This window comes from Peribacillus sp. BM1, from assembly GCF_056679975.1.
Genome location: NZ_CM155259.1, coordinates 392,582 through 407,608, shown reverse-complemented (window position 1 = coordinate 407,608; position 15,027 = coordinate 392,582). Strand labels below are relative to the sequence as shown.

Sequence of the window (15,027 nt, the reverse complement as noted above, 5' to 3'; positions counted from 1 at the left end):
AAATGAGACATGTTTGGTATTTTGTAGTGAGAATTCATTCGTTTACAGGAAAAATCCTTTATCTAAACCTCATAGGAATGATGTTAATTGGTCTATTTGAAGGTGTAGGGATATTCCTACTCATTCCTTTAATAAACCTAACTGGAGTACTAAACCTACATTCAGAAAAAGATTCAGCAATTTCTTGGATACAAAATATTTTTCAAGGAATCCCTGAAGATTTGAGTTTGTCTATTATTTTAGGAATCTATGTATTACTGATTATAGGACAGGGCTTTTTCCAGCGTAATCAAACAATATTAAATACTAGAATTCAGCATGGCTATTTACGGCATCTAAGAGAAGAAACATATAAGGCTTTAGTACATGCAAATTGGGGATTTTTCTTAAAAAAAAGAAAATCTGATATCATCAATTTAATGATAACAGAGATTTCTCGTGTGAGTGGTGGTACACAAATAGTTCTACAGTTTATTGCCTCGCTTGTTTTTACTTTCATACAAGTTGGAATTGCATTTTGGTTGTCCGCAAAGATGACTTTTGCTATTTTATTTTTTGGATTTGCAATTATCTTTCTTTCTCGAAAATTTATAAAAAAATCTAGTTTGATTGGCGAAGAAACAGTTCAATTAGGAAAAATTTATCTAGCAGGTATTACCGATCACTTTAATGGCATTAAAGACATTAAAAGTAATACATTAGAGGAATCCCATTTGGCATGGGTCCGCTCTTTAGGTTTGAAACTGGAGAAAAATGTGATTAAAATGATTGAATTAAAAACTACTTCTCAATTTATCTTTAAAGTTGTATCCGCATTTTTAATGGTAGGTTTTGTATTTTTTTCTGTAAAGATGTTTCAGGCTCAGCCAGCGCAACTAATGTTGATTATCGTTATTTTTACAAGGCTATGGCCAAGATTTAGTGGCATCCAATCCAATTTAGAGCAAATAGGGACGCTTGTTCCTTCCTTTAAGAACCTAATTGACTTACAAAATGAATGTAGGGAGGCTAAAGAGTTAAATGAAGGAGATTATCTGAACATAAAACCTATCCATATTGAAAAGGGGATCGAGTGTCAGGATGTATTCTTTCGTTATAACATAAAACAATCCACATATACTCTTAAAGATATTAATATCTCTATTCCTTCTGACCAAATGACTGCCATCGTTGGGCCTTCCGGTGCAGGGAAAAGTACATTAATTGATTTGTTAATGGGACTAAATAAACCGGAAAAGGGTCAAGTTCTAGTTGATGGAAATACATTAACGACTGATAATTTATTGTCACTAAGACGTTCGATAAGTTATGTTCCACAAGATCCTTTTCTTTTTAATGCAACGATAAGAGATAACTTGTTGATGATTGAACCAAATGCAAGTGATGATCAATTATGGGAAGCGCTAGGTTTTTCTTCTGCAGCTGAGTTTGTCAAAAAACTCCCTCAAGGACTTAATACACTCATTGGTGATCGTGGTATTAGACTTTCTGGTGGAGAAAGGCAGCGTATCGTTCTTGCGCGGGCCATATTACGACAACCATCGATTCTTGTTTTGGACGAAGCAACAAGTGCATTAGATACCGAGAATGAGGCGAAAATACAAGTTGCTTTAGAGCAGCTAAAAGGGAAAATGACGATTATTGTCATCGCCCATCGTTTATCAACCATTCGCAATGCTGACCAAGTGATTGTTTTGGATCAAGGGGAAATTATTCAAAAAGGTGGATTTAGTCAGCTAGCGAGAGATAAAAAAGGTATGTTTAGTAATCTATTAGGTAATCAGCAGAAGGTAGCCATTAGAGAGTAATGAGGGGAAAATATAATGGTTAAAAGAAAACGTTTGATCATAATAATGATAGGAATAGTCTTTGCAGTTATGATTATGCTGAGAGAGGCAGGGGATTTTCTTGTTATTAATGAACAACCCATGAAATCTGATGTCATTATCGTTTTGAGCGGCGGTGGTATAGAGCGGTTAGAAAAAGGGGTTGAACTTTTTAAGAAGGGCTTTGCGCCTTTTTTAATGATTTCAAACGGTCAAGAAGATGGCTTATACGAAGCCGCCCAAAAAATGGGGGTTCCTATTGAATCGATTATCTTAGAAAACAATGCAAGCAGTACGACGGAAAATGCGTTATTTACGAAAGATTTAATGGTTAAGCAGAAATTTCAATCGGCTATTGTAGTTTCATCAAACTTTCATATGCGAAGAGTGAAAAGCAATTATACAAAAGCCATTTCAAATAGCGAAATCAAGCTTATATATTCTTCAGTTTCCGATAATGGATATGACTCGAGTAGATGGTGGTCAACAAGAGCAGGTCGACAAACAACTTATATAGAGTATGCTAAACTCGCAGGTAATTTCTTTGGATTTCATGGTAACAATGCTAAGGAGGCACTCCATCAACTGTTCTAAAACCTCCTTATCCATGATTCAGTTTCTGTAAACTAGGAGTACTAGGACGAGTAAAAAATAGAGGAACATAAATGTGAAGATATGAGTATATCTACATAAAGTTGCTTTATCGGTGGATAATAAAACTTTTGGGATATAAAAAATCATTAGCAAAAGGTAAATGGATTACTGATATATGCCCTTAAAAGAAAGTTTTGAAAATATGGTTGACACGTTCTTTATAAAGAATTATTATAAGTATATAATCCTATTCGTTTGTAAGTTTATACGATTATTTTACAAATTTTTGTAAAAATTAATGATAGATAGACTATTAATTTTATTTTTTAATCATGTCGTTCTATATAAAGAACAGCAATACCTAAAGGCTTTCGTTCGGTTCCAAAATACGTACTAAAAGGTGGTCCTATGAATTTAAACAAAATCCCACAAAGGACAGAACAAAGAATAGCAAAGGAAATTGATTTAAAGGAATTATATAAAATACTAAAGAAACGCATTTGGATCATTGTAGCTATAACAGTACTCTCCACCCTCGCTGGAGGGCTTTATCATCATTACACAACGACTTTGCTATATGGATCCTCTACAAAGATAATTATGGAAGCAGATGCTGATAATCGGAATACTCTTCAGGTTATTATGAAGGATTCAGCCATCTTGGGGAAAGTCATTGAAGAACTGGATCTTGCAAAGTCACCCGAGGCACTTGCTGGGCAAATAACTGTTGAAAGCATTGCCAACTCCCAAGTAACTAGTATTAGTGTAGTCGATACTGATCCTAGCTTGGCTGCTCAAATTGCTAATACTACAGCAGCAGTATTTAAAGCAGAAATTCCAAAGATTAGAGACTTTAATGGTGTTCGTCTTCTTTCGGAAGCAAAAGTAAATCCCTATCCAATTAATGAAAATCAAAACCGTACAATTGTCATGTTCTTTGTTTTTGGTCTAGTAGTAGGAATCGGGCTGGTATTTTTATTGGACTCCCTAGACGATACAATTCAGTCAGAACAGGAAGTTGAAGAACTTTTGGGACTATTTGCTTTAGGTTCAGTTCCTAAAATGAATAAGAAAAATATCAAACGGGAAAATAAGGAAGGTGTATTAGATTTGAGAGGTGAAACCATTGGACCAAAATAAACGATTAAATGGAAGTACAACGAAAAAAAGAAATTTAATTGCTTATACGAATCCTGATTCAATCATTGCTGAGCGATATAGGACAATCATTACAAATATGAAATTTTCAACTTCTGACCAGAATAGCCGCACTTTTTTAATTACTTCTCCAAGTATGGGAGAAGGGAAGTCAACATCTGCAGCAAACCTTGCTGTCTCAATCGCTCTGCAGAAGAAAAGCGTCTTATTAATTGATGCTAATTTGAGAAACCCAGGCATCCATTCAATCTTTAAAGTTTCAAATACGAATGGTGTTACAGATATTGTAAACGGTAAAATAACCATCGAGGATGCTATCGTAAATACGGGAATAGGCGGGCTAGACTTATTAACTAGTGGGACGATTTCTCCTAATCCAGTTGAATTACTCGGTTCACAAATGATGGATCAATTAATAAAAAGGGCAGCAAAATCCTATGATATAGTTTTGATTGATTCTACTTCTGTTTTAGAAGTAACGGATACGAAGCTATTAGCTTATATATGTGATGGTGTAATATTAGTAATTGCTCGGGGTAAAACAAGCTATGAGGAAGCACTTGAAGCAAAAAAAATATTAGGGTTCGCTAAGGCGAAATTCATTGGAGCTATTTTAAATGAAAAAAGCTTCGATCTTTTCAAAAAAATAAAAGTAGTAAATAAATAATTTTTTTTGCATGAAATATTCTTTATTAAGAACAAAATGGATGTTTTATAGAATTGTATAGTTTGGTGATGTCTCCTTGCCGTTATAAAAGGGGATACTCGGTCATGCTGTGGGTGTAAAAAACCTTAGACGCCGGTCGTCGGAAGTGTGATGTGAGGGGGGGTTGAATGCCCCGATTATTATAAAGTTTTCAATTATAACGTTTCTAAAACGAGAAATTATAATTGAAAACTTTATTTTTAAAGGAGCTAAAAGGATGAAGGATCTAGATAAACTTCCAAAATCAATAAAAAAAGCTGTCCGGTATATTAAACAAGATACGACGAAGGAGCAATTAGAAGAGATTAGTCATTTAATTAACCAAGCGATTATGAGAAGAAGATTTATGTTAACCCATGACTCACACCTCTCGAAAAAAGTTATTAATTAAAAAAGGGGTGGAGAGAATGACCTATCAGCAGAGATTATCTTTATTTTTCTTAATTGATTCTTGTATCGTGTTAACGGCTATTTTTATTAGCCGTTTTTTAGTCAGTGCTACATTCCATGTGATTACTTTCTCGATTGTCATAAGTGCCGTCACGATATTAATGAGTCACCATGTTTTTGCATTAATGTTCGATTTATATAAAAAGGCTTGGGAGTATGCAAGCATTGGAGAATTATTGATTATTTTAAAAACAGTAACATATTCTGTCCTATTGACGGCGATTGTCCAGAAAATCATTCTTGGGGAGATTTATTTCCGGCTGCTAGCCGTAACATGGCTCATGCACATGTTACTAATTGGCGGATCACGATTTTGCTGGAGAATGTTGCGTGACTTCTTTTCTAACAGCACGAATCATAAAACAAGAACAATGATTGTTGGAGCCGGATCAGCTGGAACTATGGTGGCCAGGCAACTATTAAAAAATAAGGATGCTGATTTATTACCTGTAGCTTTTATTGATGATAATCCAAATAAACAAAATCTTGATATATTAGGGATTCCTGTTATTGGTGGTGTTGGAAATATTGAAGACACTGTACGAAAATTGGATATTGAAAATATCGTCCTTGCCATTCCGTCACTCAGCAAAAAAGAGTTAAATACGATTTTTAACGAATGTGCTAAAACAAAGGCCAAAACACAAATTTTGCCTATGCTAGAAGATTTAATGACTGGCAAGGTATCTGTCAATCATTTTCGAGATGTTCAAGTGGAAGATTTATTAGGCAGGGAACAAGTAGAACTAGATATAAATAGTATTTCAGAATATATTACACAAAAAACAATCTTAGTAACGGGAGCTGGCGGATCAATTGGTTCTGAGATTTGCCGACAAATTTCAAACTTTAATCCGGAAAAACTAATTTTATTAGGACATGGAGAAAACAGCATATACTCTATTGAAATGGAGTTAAAGGAAAAATTCAGTGATTCTACTATTCAATTTATTACAGAAATTGCTGATCTTCAGGATGCCAAGAAGATGATGTCTGTAATGGGTACATATCAACCCAATGTCGTGTATCATGCTGCAGCCCATAAGCACGTACCATTAATGGAACGTAATCCAGAAGAAGCGGTGAAAAATAATTTAGTAGGTACGATGAATGTGGCTAACGCAGCAAGCTGGCATGGAGTAGGCACTTTTGTCATGATTTCTTCAGATAAAGCCGTCAATCCTACTAGTGTGATGGGTGCAACCAAAAGACTAGCTGAAATGGTTATCCAAAACCTCGACAAAAATAGTCACACAAAGTTTGTTGCAGTAAGATTTGGAAATGTATTAGGAAGCCGTGGCAGTGTCATACCAATGTTTAAAAAACAAATTGAAAAAGGTGGACCGGTAACAGTTACTCACCCTGACATGGTCCGCTATTTTATGACCATTCCCGAAGCATCCAGATTAGTAATTCAAGGGGGGGCCTTAGCAGAAGGAGGGGAAATATTTGTTTTAGATATGGGAGATCCAATTAAAATAGTGGACTTAGCTAAAAACTTAATCAAACTGTCTGGTAACTCTATTGAAGAAATTGGTATTGAATTCACTGGTATTCGACCAGGTGAAAAACTTTTCGAAGAATTATTAAAAGAAGATGAAGTACATGAAATGCAAGTTTACCCAAAAATCTACATCGGAAAAACAGCAGAACTTTTTCTACAGGAGATTGAAGAAATTATCTCGACTTTTTCAGATTTAGATAAAGATACTCTACGGGAAAAGCTAATTCATTTAGCGAATAACAAACACGTCACACAATCACTTCTGACAATTTAAAGGAGAGTTAATAATGAAGGTAAGAAAAGCAATCATACCAGCTGCTGGATTAGGTACAAGATTTCTACCAGCAACCAAAGCAATGCCAAAGGAAATGCTTCCAATTGTTGATAAGCCGACGATTCAATACATTGTGGAGGAGGCAATAGAATCAGGTATTGAGGATATCATTATTGTTACCGGAAAAGGAAAAAGGTCGATTGAAGACCATTTTGACCATTCGTTTGAATTGGAACAAAACCTGTTTGATAAAGGGAAATTTGATTTGTTAAATGAAGTACAAAAGACTTCAAAGCTAGTGGATATCCATTATATCCGTCAAAAAGAACCTAAAGGATTGGGCCATGCGATTTGGTGCGCACGAAAGTTTATAGGAAATGAACCATTCGCCGTGCTATTAGGAGACGATATTGTCCAAGCGGAGAAACCTTGCCTTCAACAGATGATCGAACAATACGAACGATATAATGCTTCTATTTTAGGAGTACAAACCGTTCCTGATGATGAAGTTTCAAGGTATGGAATTGTAGCAGCAAACAAAATTGGAGAACATTTTTATAGTGTAGAACAGCTTGTTGAAAAGCCAGCACAAGCTGATGCACCATCTAATTTGGCTATAATGGGCCGCTATATCTTGAGTCCAAGAATCTTTGAAATATTAAGCAAGCAAGATGCTGGAGCCGGTGGTGAAATTCAACTAACGGACGCGATTGCCAAATTAAATCAATACGAAGCCGTTTATGCCTATGATTTTGAAGGTGTCAGGTATGATGTAGGCGAAAAAATGGGGTTTATTCAAACCACGATTGAATTTGCCTTGCAACGTGAGGATTTAAGACCAAAATTATTAACTTATTTATCTTCCATTCTAGAAAAAGAATTGATTAAATAGCTTCAATCAAAATAATAGGTGATGATAAAAAATGCCAAAAAAAATCTTATTTTGTGCAACCGTCGATTACCACTTCGAAGCTTTTCATCTTCCGATTCTGAAGTGGTTTAAAGAACAAGGTTGGGAAGTACATATTGCCGCAGCGGGTGATAGGGATCTCCCGTTTGTCGATAAAAAGTTTAATCTTCCGATACATCGGTCACCTATAAATAAGGAAAACTTTACAGCATATAAAGAATTAAAAACCATCATAGATAGGAACCAGTATCAAATCATTCATTCTCATACCCCGATGGGCGGTGCGCTGTCCCGATTAGCAGCACGAAACACCAGGAAAAAGGGAACGAAAGTAATGTATACAGCACATGGCTTCCATTTTTGTAAGGGGGCGCCATTGATCAATTGGATGCTCTATTATCCAATTGAAAAGACACTTGCAAAGTGGACGGATTGTCTTATCACGATTAATAACGAGGATTACCAACTTGCTGTCAACAGAAACTTTAAAGCCGAAATAATCAAACATATTCATGGTGTCGGTGTTGATACAGAACGCTTCCATCCGATTACATCGTTAAACAAAAAGGGGTTAAGGTCTAAACATGGCTATAATGAGGAAGCTTTTCTCATGTTTTATGCAGCAGAGTTTAATAGAAACAAAAACCAGCAATTACTGATCCAGGCTCTTGCTTTACTAAAAAAAGAAGTGCCAAATGCCAAATTACTTCTAGCAGGAGATGGACCTTTATTGGAAGAGTGCAAGGAACTTGCGGCAACATTAGGTGTTTCGGAAATGATAGATTTCCTGGGTTTCCGTAAAGACATCGATAGTTTATTGAAGATAAGTGATCTTGCCGTAGCTTCTAGTTTAAGAGAAGGATTACCGGTCAATATTATGGAAGCAATGGCCTGTGGATTGCCGATAATAGCTAATGATAACCGAGGTCACAGAGAATTAATTATTAATGCTCATAATGGATGGCTTGTTTATAATGACGCAAATACTTTTGCCGAAAAAATTCAAAGTCTGGCTACACAAAACGAAAAGCTTCTTATATATGGTAACCTGAGCAGAAAAATGATTGAAGAGAAATATAGTGCAAAAAAAGTTTTGGAAGCTAAAAGTGGAATTTATAAGTATTACATGGATGGAAAGGAGGAATTAGCGTGGACGGCCCATTAAGAATTCTACATGTTGTTGTGAACATGAACCGAGGTGGTGCAGAAACACTTATCATGAATTTATATCGGAATATCGATCGGTCAAAAGTTCAATTTGATTTTCTGACATCCAGGGAAGGTGTATTTGATGATGAAATTGAAAAACTTGGGGGAATCATACATAGAATTCATTATTTGACTGATGTTGGCCATTTCAAATATCAAAGTGGACTAGATGAATTTTTCTCAAAACATTCTTATTATAAAGTGGTTCACGCTCACATGGATAAAATGAGCGGAATTGTCTTGCGTTCAGCAAAAAAGGCCGGGATCCCCATAAGAATTTCACATAGTCATAATACACAAAGTGAAGGCGGCTTTGCTGCGAAAATGTACAAATGGTATGCCGGGAAATTCATCATCCAAAATGCCACAAATTTCTTTGCCTGTTCCCATAAAGCTGCTCAATGGTTATTTGCAGGTGAAGAAAGAAACGCCAGACTTCTAAAAAATGGGATTGAATATGAGCCATTTGCATTCTCGGCAGATATAAGGAATGCGGTTAGAGAAGAATTAGCCATTGAAGCTCAAACATTCGTCCTGGGACATGTCGGAAGGTTTGCCCATCAAAAAAACCACTCTTTTTTGATAGATATCTTTGCGGATTTTTATAAGAATAACAAAAACTCCATCTTGATTTTGGTTGGAGATGGTCCATTAAAGAAAGAAATTCAAGAAAAAGTAACAAAGTTGCAACTAGATGGAAAAGTGAAATTCATAGGAATACGAAGTGATATAAATCGAATTCTACAAGCCTTTGATGTTTTTGTTTTTCCATCGTTTCATGAAGGTTTGCCTGTTTCACTTATTGAAGCACAGGCAGCGGGTTTGCCTTGTCTGATATCGGATCAAATTTCAAAGGAAGTTGATTTGGGCATTCAACTCATTCAATATCTCCCCATTAATTTTACGGGGAATTGGGCATCTCAATTGAACAAAACTGCAAATCGTCCAAACAAAAGAAAAATCGAACCGAATTCTTTATTGAAACAAGGCTATTCAATAAAAGAGACAGCACAAGAGATGAAAGACTTTTATTTAGGAATTTCAGGGTGAAAGTTATGAAAACTTTAACTGTATTTACCCCAACCTATAATAGAGCCTATTGTCTTGATACTTGTTATCAAAGTCTTATCCGTCAATCGAGTAAGGATTTTGTTTGGCTTATTATCGACGATGGTTCGACCGATAACACGAAAGAATTAGTAAATAGCTGGATGAATGAAGGGGAAATTGAAATCCAATACTATTGGCAAGAAAACAAAGGAATGCACGGTGCCCATAATGCGGCATATGAACGAATTGAAACTGAACTTAATGTTTGTATCGACTCTGACGATTATTTGGAAGATGACGCCGTTCGGAAAATCGTTTCCTTTTGGAATGAATTTGGGAATGAAAAGGTGAGCGGACTCATTGCCCTTGATGCTACTAGGGATAACCAAATAATCGGTTCGAAGTTACCAGAGGATGTTCAGACTTCCACCTTATTTCATTTATATGACAAATATGGGGTAACGGGAGATAAGAAGCTCGTCTATCGTACAGAGTTAACTAAACAATTTCCCTATCCTATATTCAATCAAGAAAAATATGTTGGCTTGGCATATAAATATTATATGCTGGATAAGCAATATGAAATGCTTTTAATGAATGAGATTGTGTGCCATGTGGAATATCTTCCAGATGGATCATCAATGAATATGTTAAAGCAATATCGGACAAATCCAATGGGATTTTCTTTCTATCGGAAAGAACTGATGAAATTGCCTTTTGGAGGATGGCTTTTTAAATTCAGGCAAGCGGTTCATTACGTATCCAGTAATTTGCTCTTGAAAAACTCAAGACTATTTATAGAAACACCACAAAAGCCACTAACCATTTTAGCATTTCCCTTCGGCTTTTTATTATATTTATTTATTTTAAAAAGAACAAGGACTGCATAGTAAGGTATTTATTGCTTTTGACAGTTCTTGTTCTTTTAAAAAAAGACTAAAGTTACTGTTGAAAGGATATCTTACATGACCATACTATGGATCAACCTTGCCATTGTATTTATTTTATCGTATTTCGGAAGATACTTTGCTAGTCCTTCTTCTGTAACGACTGCAGGTTTGTTCTCTTACCCTAAACCGAACAAAATATTAGTCTTTGGTGTTATGTTTTGCTTAGTTATAGTTTCAGGCTTACGAACAAATATTGGAGATACCTTTAACTATATAGATATCTATGTAGAGAATGATTTCACCTGGGACTATATTGTATCGAAAAAGGATATGGGTTTCGGAATTCTTCAGATGATTTTGAAAAAATACTCTGAAGATCCACAGACATTGATTTTCGTTACAGCACTGATAACAAACGTTTTGATTGTCCTGGTACTGTATAAATATTCAAGACTGTTCGAGTTGAGCACATTTGTGTACATAACGGGTGGTTTGCAATTAGTTTCGATGAATGGAATACGACAGGTACTCGCAGCTGCTATTTTTTTTACGGCAACCAAATATTTATTAAATGGCAACTTTAAAAGATACGCAGTAATTATCCTTTTTGCATCAACCTTCCATCAAAGTGCTTTGATCCTTCTTCCAATTTATTTCTTGGTTAGGATAAAAGCCTGGACAAAAGCTACCTTAATTGTTTTAGCAACTTCGGTACTAATTGTATTAGGATTTGACCAATTTATGTCTTTGTTATTTTCAACAATTGAGGATTCCCAATACAGTGATTACTCAAAATTCAATGAAGGAGGAGCAAGTGTTATCAGAGTTGCGGTAAGTGCATCACCTCTTTTGATTGCTTACCTGGGTAGGGATAGGTTAAGGGAAATATTCCCCAAAAGTGATTATATCGTGAATATGTCATTGTTAGGTTTAGTCTTTATGATTATTTCAACCCAGCAATGGATATTTGCCCGGTTTTCTATTTACTTTAATTTGTACCAACTTATATTAATCTCTTGGCTAATTGATCTCTTTTTTAAAAAAGATCAACGATTTATCTATTATACTCTTTTAGTTCTTTATTTTATTTTTTACTTTTATGAGAATGTAATAAGCCTAAATATATTATATAAAAGTGATGTATTGGGCAATTTATTTTAATAATTATATAAAAATGAGTTCGTTATTATATCATTTTTATGAAGAGCCAATGAGAAAAAAATAGAAGACAACTTAATAAGAAATTAAATAATAATGAAATAAATGATGCGAATAAGGCGATATAAGAAAGAGATTATTCATTTTGAAGAGGAGATTTACATTGAATAAATCTACAAAAATCCCAAAAATTATTCATTATTGCTGGTTTGGCAGGGGAGAAAAGTCAAAAAAAATTGTAAAGTGTATGAAAAGCTGGGAAAAGCATCTTAGTGATTATGAATTTATTGAATGGAATGAAGATAATTTTGATATACATTCGAATGAATATGTTAGGCAGGCGTATGAGGCTCGTAAATATGCTTTTGTCAGTGATTATGTACGACTGTATGCCATCTACCATTATGGTGGAATTTATATGGATACAGATGTCGAAGTATTAAAACCTCTTGATCGTTTTCTTACTCATGAAGCATTTTCAGGATTTGAGGACGAAAATCATGTTCCAACGGGTTTAATGGCTGCGGTTAAAGGGCATTCATGGATCAGCGAACTATTAAACTATTATCAGGATAAAGCTTTTGTTCGCCCAGATGGATCATTTGATATGACAACTAATACAAGTATTATAACAAATAGCTGCCTAGCTCAGGGGTTAATTCCTAATGGACAATATCAGGTATTGAATAATGGAGTCACATTTTATCCTCGTACTTTTTTTTGCCCGTATGATTATATAAATGGTGCAAATTATATTACGGATGAAAGTTATACTATTCATCATTTTGCTAAATCATGGCTTCCTTTGCATGTACAGCTACGGGGTGAGGCAAAGAGATTTGTAAGCAGAATGGTTGGTCCTGATAATGTCTCAAGAATGAGAGAAATAGTACGTAGTAAGAAGAATAATAGAGCTTAAATAAACCTCTTCACAAATAGAAGCAAACTAATAGGGGAGATACCGTGAAAAAGAAATTATTGTTTATAACTCAATATCTTCAAACAGGTGGTGCAGAGAAGAGCTTGCTCACACTTTTGTCAGAATTAGATTATGACAAGTATGATGTTGATTTATTACTTTTTGACCATAGCGGTGTATTATTTGATATGGTACCAAAGCAGGTGAACATCTTACCTCCATTATTCGATTGCTTTTCAGTTCCAATCCAAGAAGCTATACCAAAACTTTTAAAACAGAGGAAACTGCGCTTATTGGCAGGAAAGACATTAGCATCAACATTAGCTAAAATGTCTAAAGGCATGGGAACGGGGATAAGGTGGTCAATATATAAATATTCTCTTAGTAACGTTAAAACACATTACGATGTGGCAATTAGCTACTTGGATTTTTTATGTAATTATTATGTTGCAGAAAAGGTCAATGCTGATAAAAAAATCGTGTATAATCACATGGATTATTCATACAGTAAATCACAGGGATGGACATGTCCAAAGTTGGAGCATCAATGTTTTTCTAAAGTTGATTATATCATTACGGTTGCTGAACCAGCACGTAAATCATTAGAATCTTTCTATCCAGAATATGCCCATAAAATGCGTATAATACAAAATATTGTGTCGGTTGAAACATTACAGAATATGGCTGCGGAAAAAGGTTATGATGATGAATTCAATGGTATACGTATTGCTACTGTAGCTCGTCTTGGTGAGGAAAAAGGAGTTTTGCTGGCAGTTGAGGCATGCTCTTTTCTTGTTCAGCAAGGGAACAATATAAAATGGTATATGATTGGTAATGGTGTGTTGCGAGGGAAACTAGAAGAACTAATAAAAGAACTTCACTTGGAAGAACATTTCATATTAGTAGGTGAAAAGTCAAATCCATACCCTTATATGAAGGGCTGTGATATTTATGTTCAGCCTTCGAAAACAGAAGCACATTGTGTTGCAGTAGAAGAAGCTAAGGCATTGTGCTTACCAATAGTCTTAACAGATATACCTTCATTTAGGAAACAAATCAAAGCTGGTAAGACAGGGATGCTTGCACCACTTAATGCTCAAGGGATTGCTGATGTAATTAGTGGACTTATTGATTCATCAGCATCCCGGAAAGCATTATCGGATAACCTTTTACTTAGCGTAAATAAAAATCATGCAGAAATAGATAAATTTTATAACTTAATAGAGAAGTAATTTACTATTCGTAATAAGAATGAATGCCATACGTAGTAGGATGTCTATTTTTCTATTGTTCGTATAGATTTCTTCTAATTTCATTTGTATAGAGGGGATATAAACATGAGTAAAAAAGTGAGCGTCATAATTCCTGTCTATAATGCAGAGAAGTATATTACTCAATGTATAGAATCACTTTTAAGCCAAACACTTCAAGATTGTGAGTTTATATTTATAAATGATGGTTCAAAGGATAATAGCAGGGAGATTATTGAGAACTATCAGAAGCTAGATAGTAGGATAAAGCTTATAAATCAAGAAAACCAAGGTGTAAGTACTGCAAGAAATTTGGGTTTACGTACAGCGATAGGCGAATATATTGGATTTGTTGATGCGGATGATTATATAGAAAAAGAAATGTACGACATACTATATAATTCTGCTAAACAAGATCACTGTGATGTAGTCATCTCAAATTTTGAAAGTGAAACGAAGGGGCATAAAGTGATCACAAAATATTCATTTCCTATAGATGTTGTGCTCGAAAAAAACTATATAGAACAAGAATTATTACCTTATTTTCTTAAGGCGGATAATCTGAATACCGTATGGAATAAAATTTATAAAAATAAGTTAATAAAAGAAAATTATGATATACATTTTCCCGATCAGATTGCATTGGGAGAGGATGGAATATTTAATATCTATTTTTTTGGTCATGCGAATATTGTGAAATATATAGATTATACTGGTTATCATTATAGAGAGGTAGAAGGAAGTGCTACGAGAAATATATTAAAAAAAGATTATTTTAACCGAGCGTTAGAGGTATATACTTCGGAATTGCCGGAAGTATATGACGAAAAAATGAATCAGGTTCAGATACAGGAATTTAAGTCGGTAAAATTGCTACATAGTGTAATGTCGTATGTTTATATTTATTTTACACCATCTCAAAATATGAGCTTTTTCAAAAGATATAAATATGTAAAGAATATGATATGCCATAAGTATGTTAGGGAAGCATTACCGATATACTATAGCGAGGTTTACGATGCTTTAGGGAGATATGAGAAATTTATAATAGATATGATAAAAAGAAAATCCACTATAGGCTTATACTGTGCTACTACTTATAGTAGGTTCAGAAATAAATGATGTTGGA

General features: G+C 34.7%; 14 protein-coding genes. All 14 read left to right on the top strand.

Annotation, left to right across the window (positions count from 1 at the left end; genetic code table 11):
* The first annotated feature begins 2 nt into the window (after window positions 1–2).
* The 14 genes from AC1MGI_RS02075 (at window position 3) to AC1MGI_RS02010 (ending at window position 15,020) form a co-directional block, all read left to right on the top strand.
* On the top strand, window positions 3–1,808 hold the full coding sequence (locus AC1MGI_RS02075; RefSeq protein ID WP_480348132.1) for an ABC transporter ATP-binding protein: 1,806 nt from the start codon (window positions 3–5) through the stop codon (window positions 1,806–1,808).
* A gap of 15 nt (window positions 1,809–1,823) precedes the next feature.
* Complete coding sequence (locus AC1MGI_RS02070) at window positions 1,824–2,420, top strand: YdcF family protein (RefSeq protein WP_480348130.1); 597 nt, start codon at window positions 1,824–1,826, stop codon at window positions 2,418–2,420.
* A 408-nt stretch (window positions 2,421–2,828) separates the two neighbouring features.
* Window positions 2,829–3,560 (top strand): YveK family protein, encoded by a 732-nt coding sequence (locus tag AC1MGI_RS02065; RefSeq protein WP_480348128.1) that lies wholly within the window; start codon window positions 2,829–2,831, stop codon window positions 3,558–3,560.
* On the top strand, window positions 3,547–4,245 hold the full coding sequence (locus tag AC1MGI_RS02060; RefSeq protein WP_480348126.1) for a CpsD/CapB family tyrosine-protein kinase: 699 nt from the start codon (window positions 3,547–3,549) through the stop codon (window positions 4,243–4,245). Before AC1MGI_RS02065 ends, AC1MGI_RS02060 begins: the two co-directional genes overlap by 14 nt.
* A 256-nt stretch (window positions 4,246–4,501) precedes the next feature.
* Window positions 4,502–4,675: a hypothetical protein gene (locus AC1MGI_RS02055; protein WP_480348124.1), complete on the top strand. Its 174-nt coding sequence runs from the start codon at window positions 4,502–4,504 to the stop codon at window positions 4,673–4,675.
* A 16-nt stretch (window positions 4,676–4,691) separates the two neighbouring features.
* Entirely contained in the window at window positions 4,692–6,512 is a 1,821-nt protein-coding gene (locus AC1MGI_RS02050; RefSeq protein ID WP_480348123.1) for an SDR family NAD(P)-dependent oxidoreductase, read from the top strand.
* Window positions 6,513–6,525: 13 nt separating this feature from the next.
* Window positions 6,526–7,404: a UTP--glucose-1-phosphate uridylyltransferase GalU gene (gene galU / locus AC1MGI_RS02045; protein WP_480348121.1), complete on the top strand. Its 879-nt coding sequence runs from the start codon at window positions 6,526–6,528 to the stop codon at window positions 7,402–7,404.
* 31 nt (window positions 7,405–7,435) lie between these two features.
* Window positions 7,436–8,587: a glycosyltransferase family 4 protein gene (locus AC1MGI_RS02040; RefSeq protein ID WP_480348119.1), complete on the top strand. Its 1,152-nt coding sequence runs from the start codon at window positions 7,436–7,438 to the stop codon at window positions 8,585–8,587.
* A gap of 23 nt (window positions 8,588–8,610) precedes the next feature.
* A complete protein-coding gene (locus AC1MGI_RS02035; RefSeq protein ID WP_480349674.1) occupies window positions 8,611–9,681 on the top strand; it encodes a glycosyltransferase family 1 protein in 1,071 nt (356 codons plus the stop codon).
* A gap of 5 nt (window positions 9,682–9,686) precedes the next feature.
* Window positions 9,687–10,571 carry a glycosyltransferase family 2 protein gene (locus tag AC1MGI_RS02030; RefSeq protein WP_480348118.1) on the top strand — a complete coding sequence of 295 codons (885 nt, stop codon included), beginning with the start codon at window positions 9,687–9,689 and terminating at the stop codon, window positions 10,569–10,571.
* Window positions 10,572–10,646: 75 nt separating this feature from the next.
* Window positions 10,647–11,732: an EpsG family protein gene (locus tag AC1MGI_RS02025; protein ID WP_480348116.1), complete on the top strand. Its 1,086-nt coding sequence runs from the start codon at window positions 10,647–10,649 to the stop codon at window positions 11,730–11,732.
* Between the two features lie 160 nt (window positions 11,733–11,892).
* Window positions 11,893–12,648, top strand: coding sequence for a glycosyltransferase family 32 protein (locus AC1MGI_RS02020; protein ID WP_480348115.1), 756 nt, complete (start codon window positions 11,893–11,895; stop codon window positions 12,646–12,648).
* A 44-nt stretch (window positions 12,649–12,692) separates the two neighbouring features.
* On the top strand, window positions 12,693–13,880 hold the full coding sequence (locus tag AC1MGI_RS02015) for a glycosyltransferase (protein ID WP_480348113.1): 1,188 nt from the start codon (window positions 12,693–12,695) through the stop codon (window positions 13,878–13,880).
* Between the two features lie 105 nt (window positions 13,881–13,985).
* Window positions 13,986–15,020, top strand: a complete 1,035-nt coding sequence (locus AC1MGI_RS02010; RefSeq protein WP_480348111.1) for a glycosyltransferase — start codon at window positions 13,986–13,988, stop codon at window positions 15,018–15,020.
* Window positions 15,021–15,027: the final 7 nt, after the last annotated feature.

Coding starts and splice junctions, on each gene's coding strand:
- AC1MGI_RS02070 (WP_480348130.1), top strand. CDS start 1,824: ATGGTTAAAAGAAAACGTTTGATCATAATAATGATAGGAATAGTCTTT.
- AC1MGI_RS02035 (WP_480349674.1), top strand. CDS start 8,611: ATGAACCGAGGTGGTGCAGAAACACTTATCATGAATTTATATCGGAAT.
- AC1MGI_RS02030 (WP_480348118.1), top strand. CDS start 9,687: ATGAAAACTTTAACTGTATTTACCCCAACCTATAATAGAGCCTATTGT.
- AC1MGI_RS02075 (WP_480348132.1), top strand. CDS start 3: ATGAGACATGTTTGGTATTTTGTAGTGAGAATTCATTCGTTTACAGGA.
- AC1MGI_RS02040 (WP_480348119.1), top strand. CDS start 7,436: ATGCCAAAAAAAATCTTATTTTGTGCAACCGTCGATTACCACTTCGAA.
- AC1MGI_RS02055 (WP_480348124.1), top strand. CDS start 4,502: ATGAAGGATCTAGATAAACTTCCAAAATCAATAAAAAAAGCTGTCCGG.
- AC1MGI_RS02065 (WP_480348128.1), top strand. CDS start 2,829: ATGAATTTAAACAAAATCCCACAAAGGACAGAACAAAGAATAGCAAAG.
- AC1MGI_RS02010 (WP_480348111.1), top strand. CDS start 13,986: ATGAGTAAAAAAGTGAGCGTCATAATTCCTGTCTATAATGCAGAGAAG.
- AC1MGI_RS02025 (WP_480348116.1), top strand. CDS start 10,647: ATGACCATACTATGGATCAACCTTGCCATTGTATTTATTTTATCGTAT.
- AC1MGI_RS02050 (WP_480348123.1), top strand. CDS start 4,692: ATGACCTATCAGCAGAGATTATCTTTATTTTTCTTAATTGATTCTTGT.
- galU (WP_480348121.1), top strand. CDS start 6,526: ATGAAGGTAAGAAAAGCAATCATACCAGCTGCTGGATTAGGTACAAGA.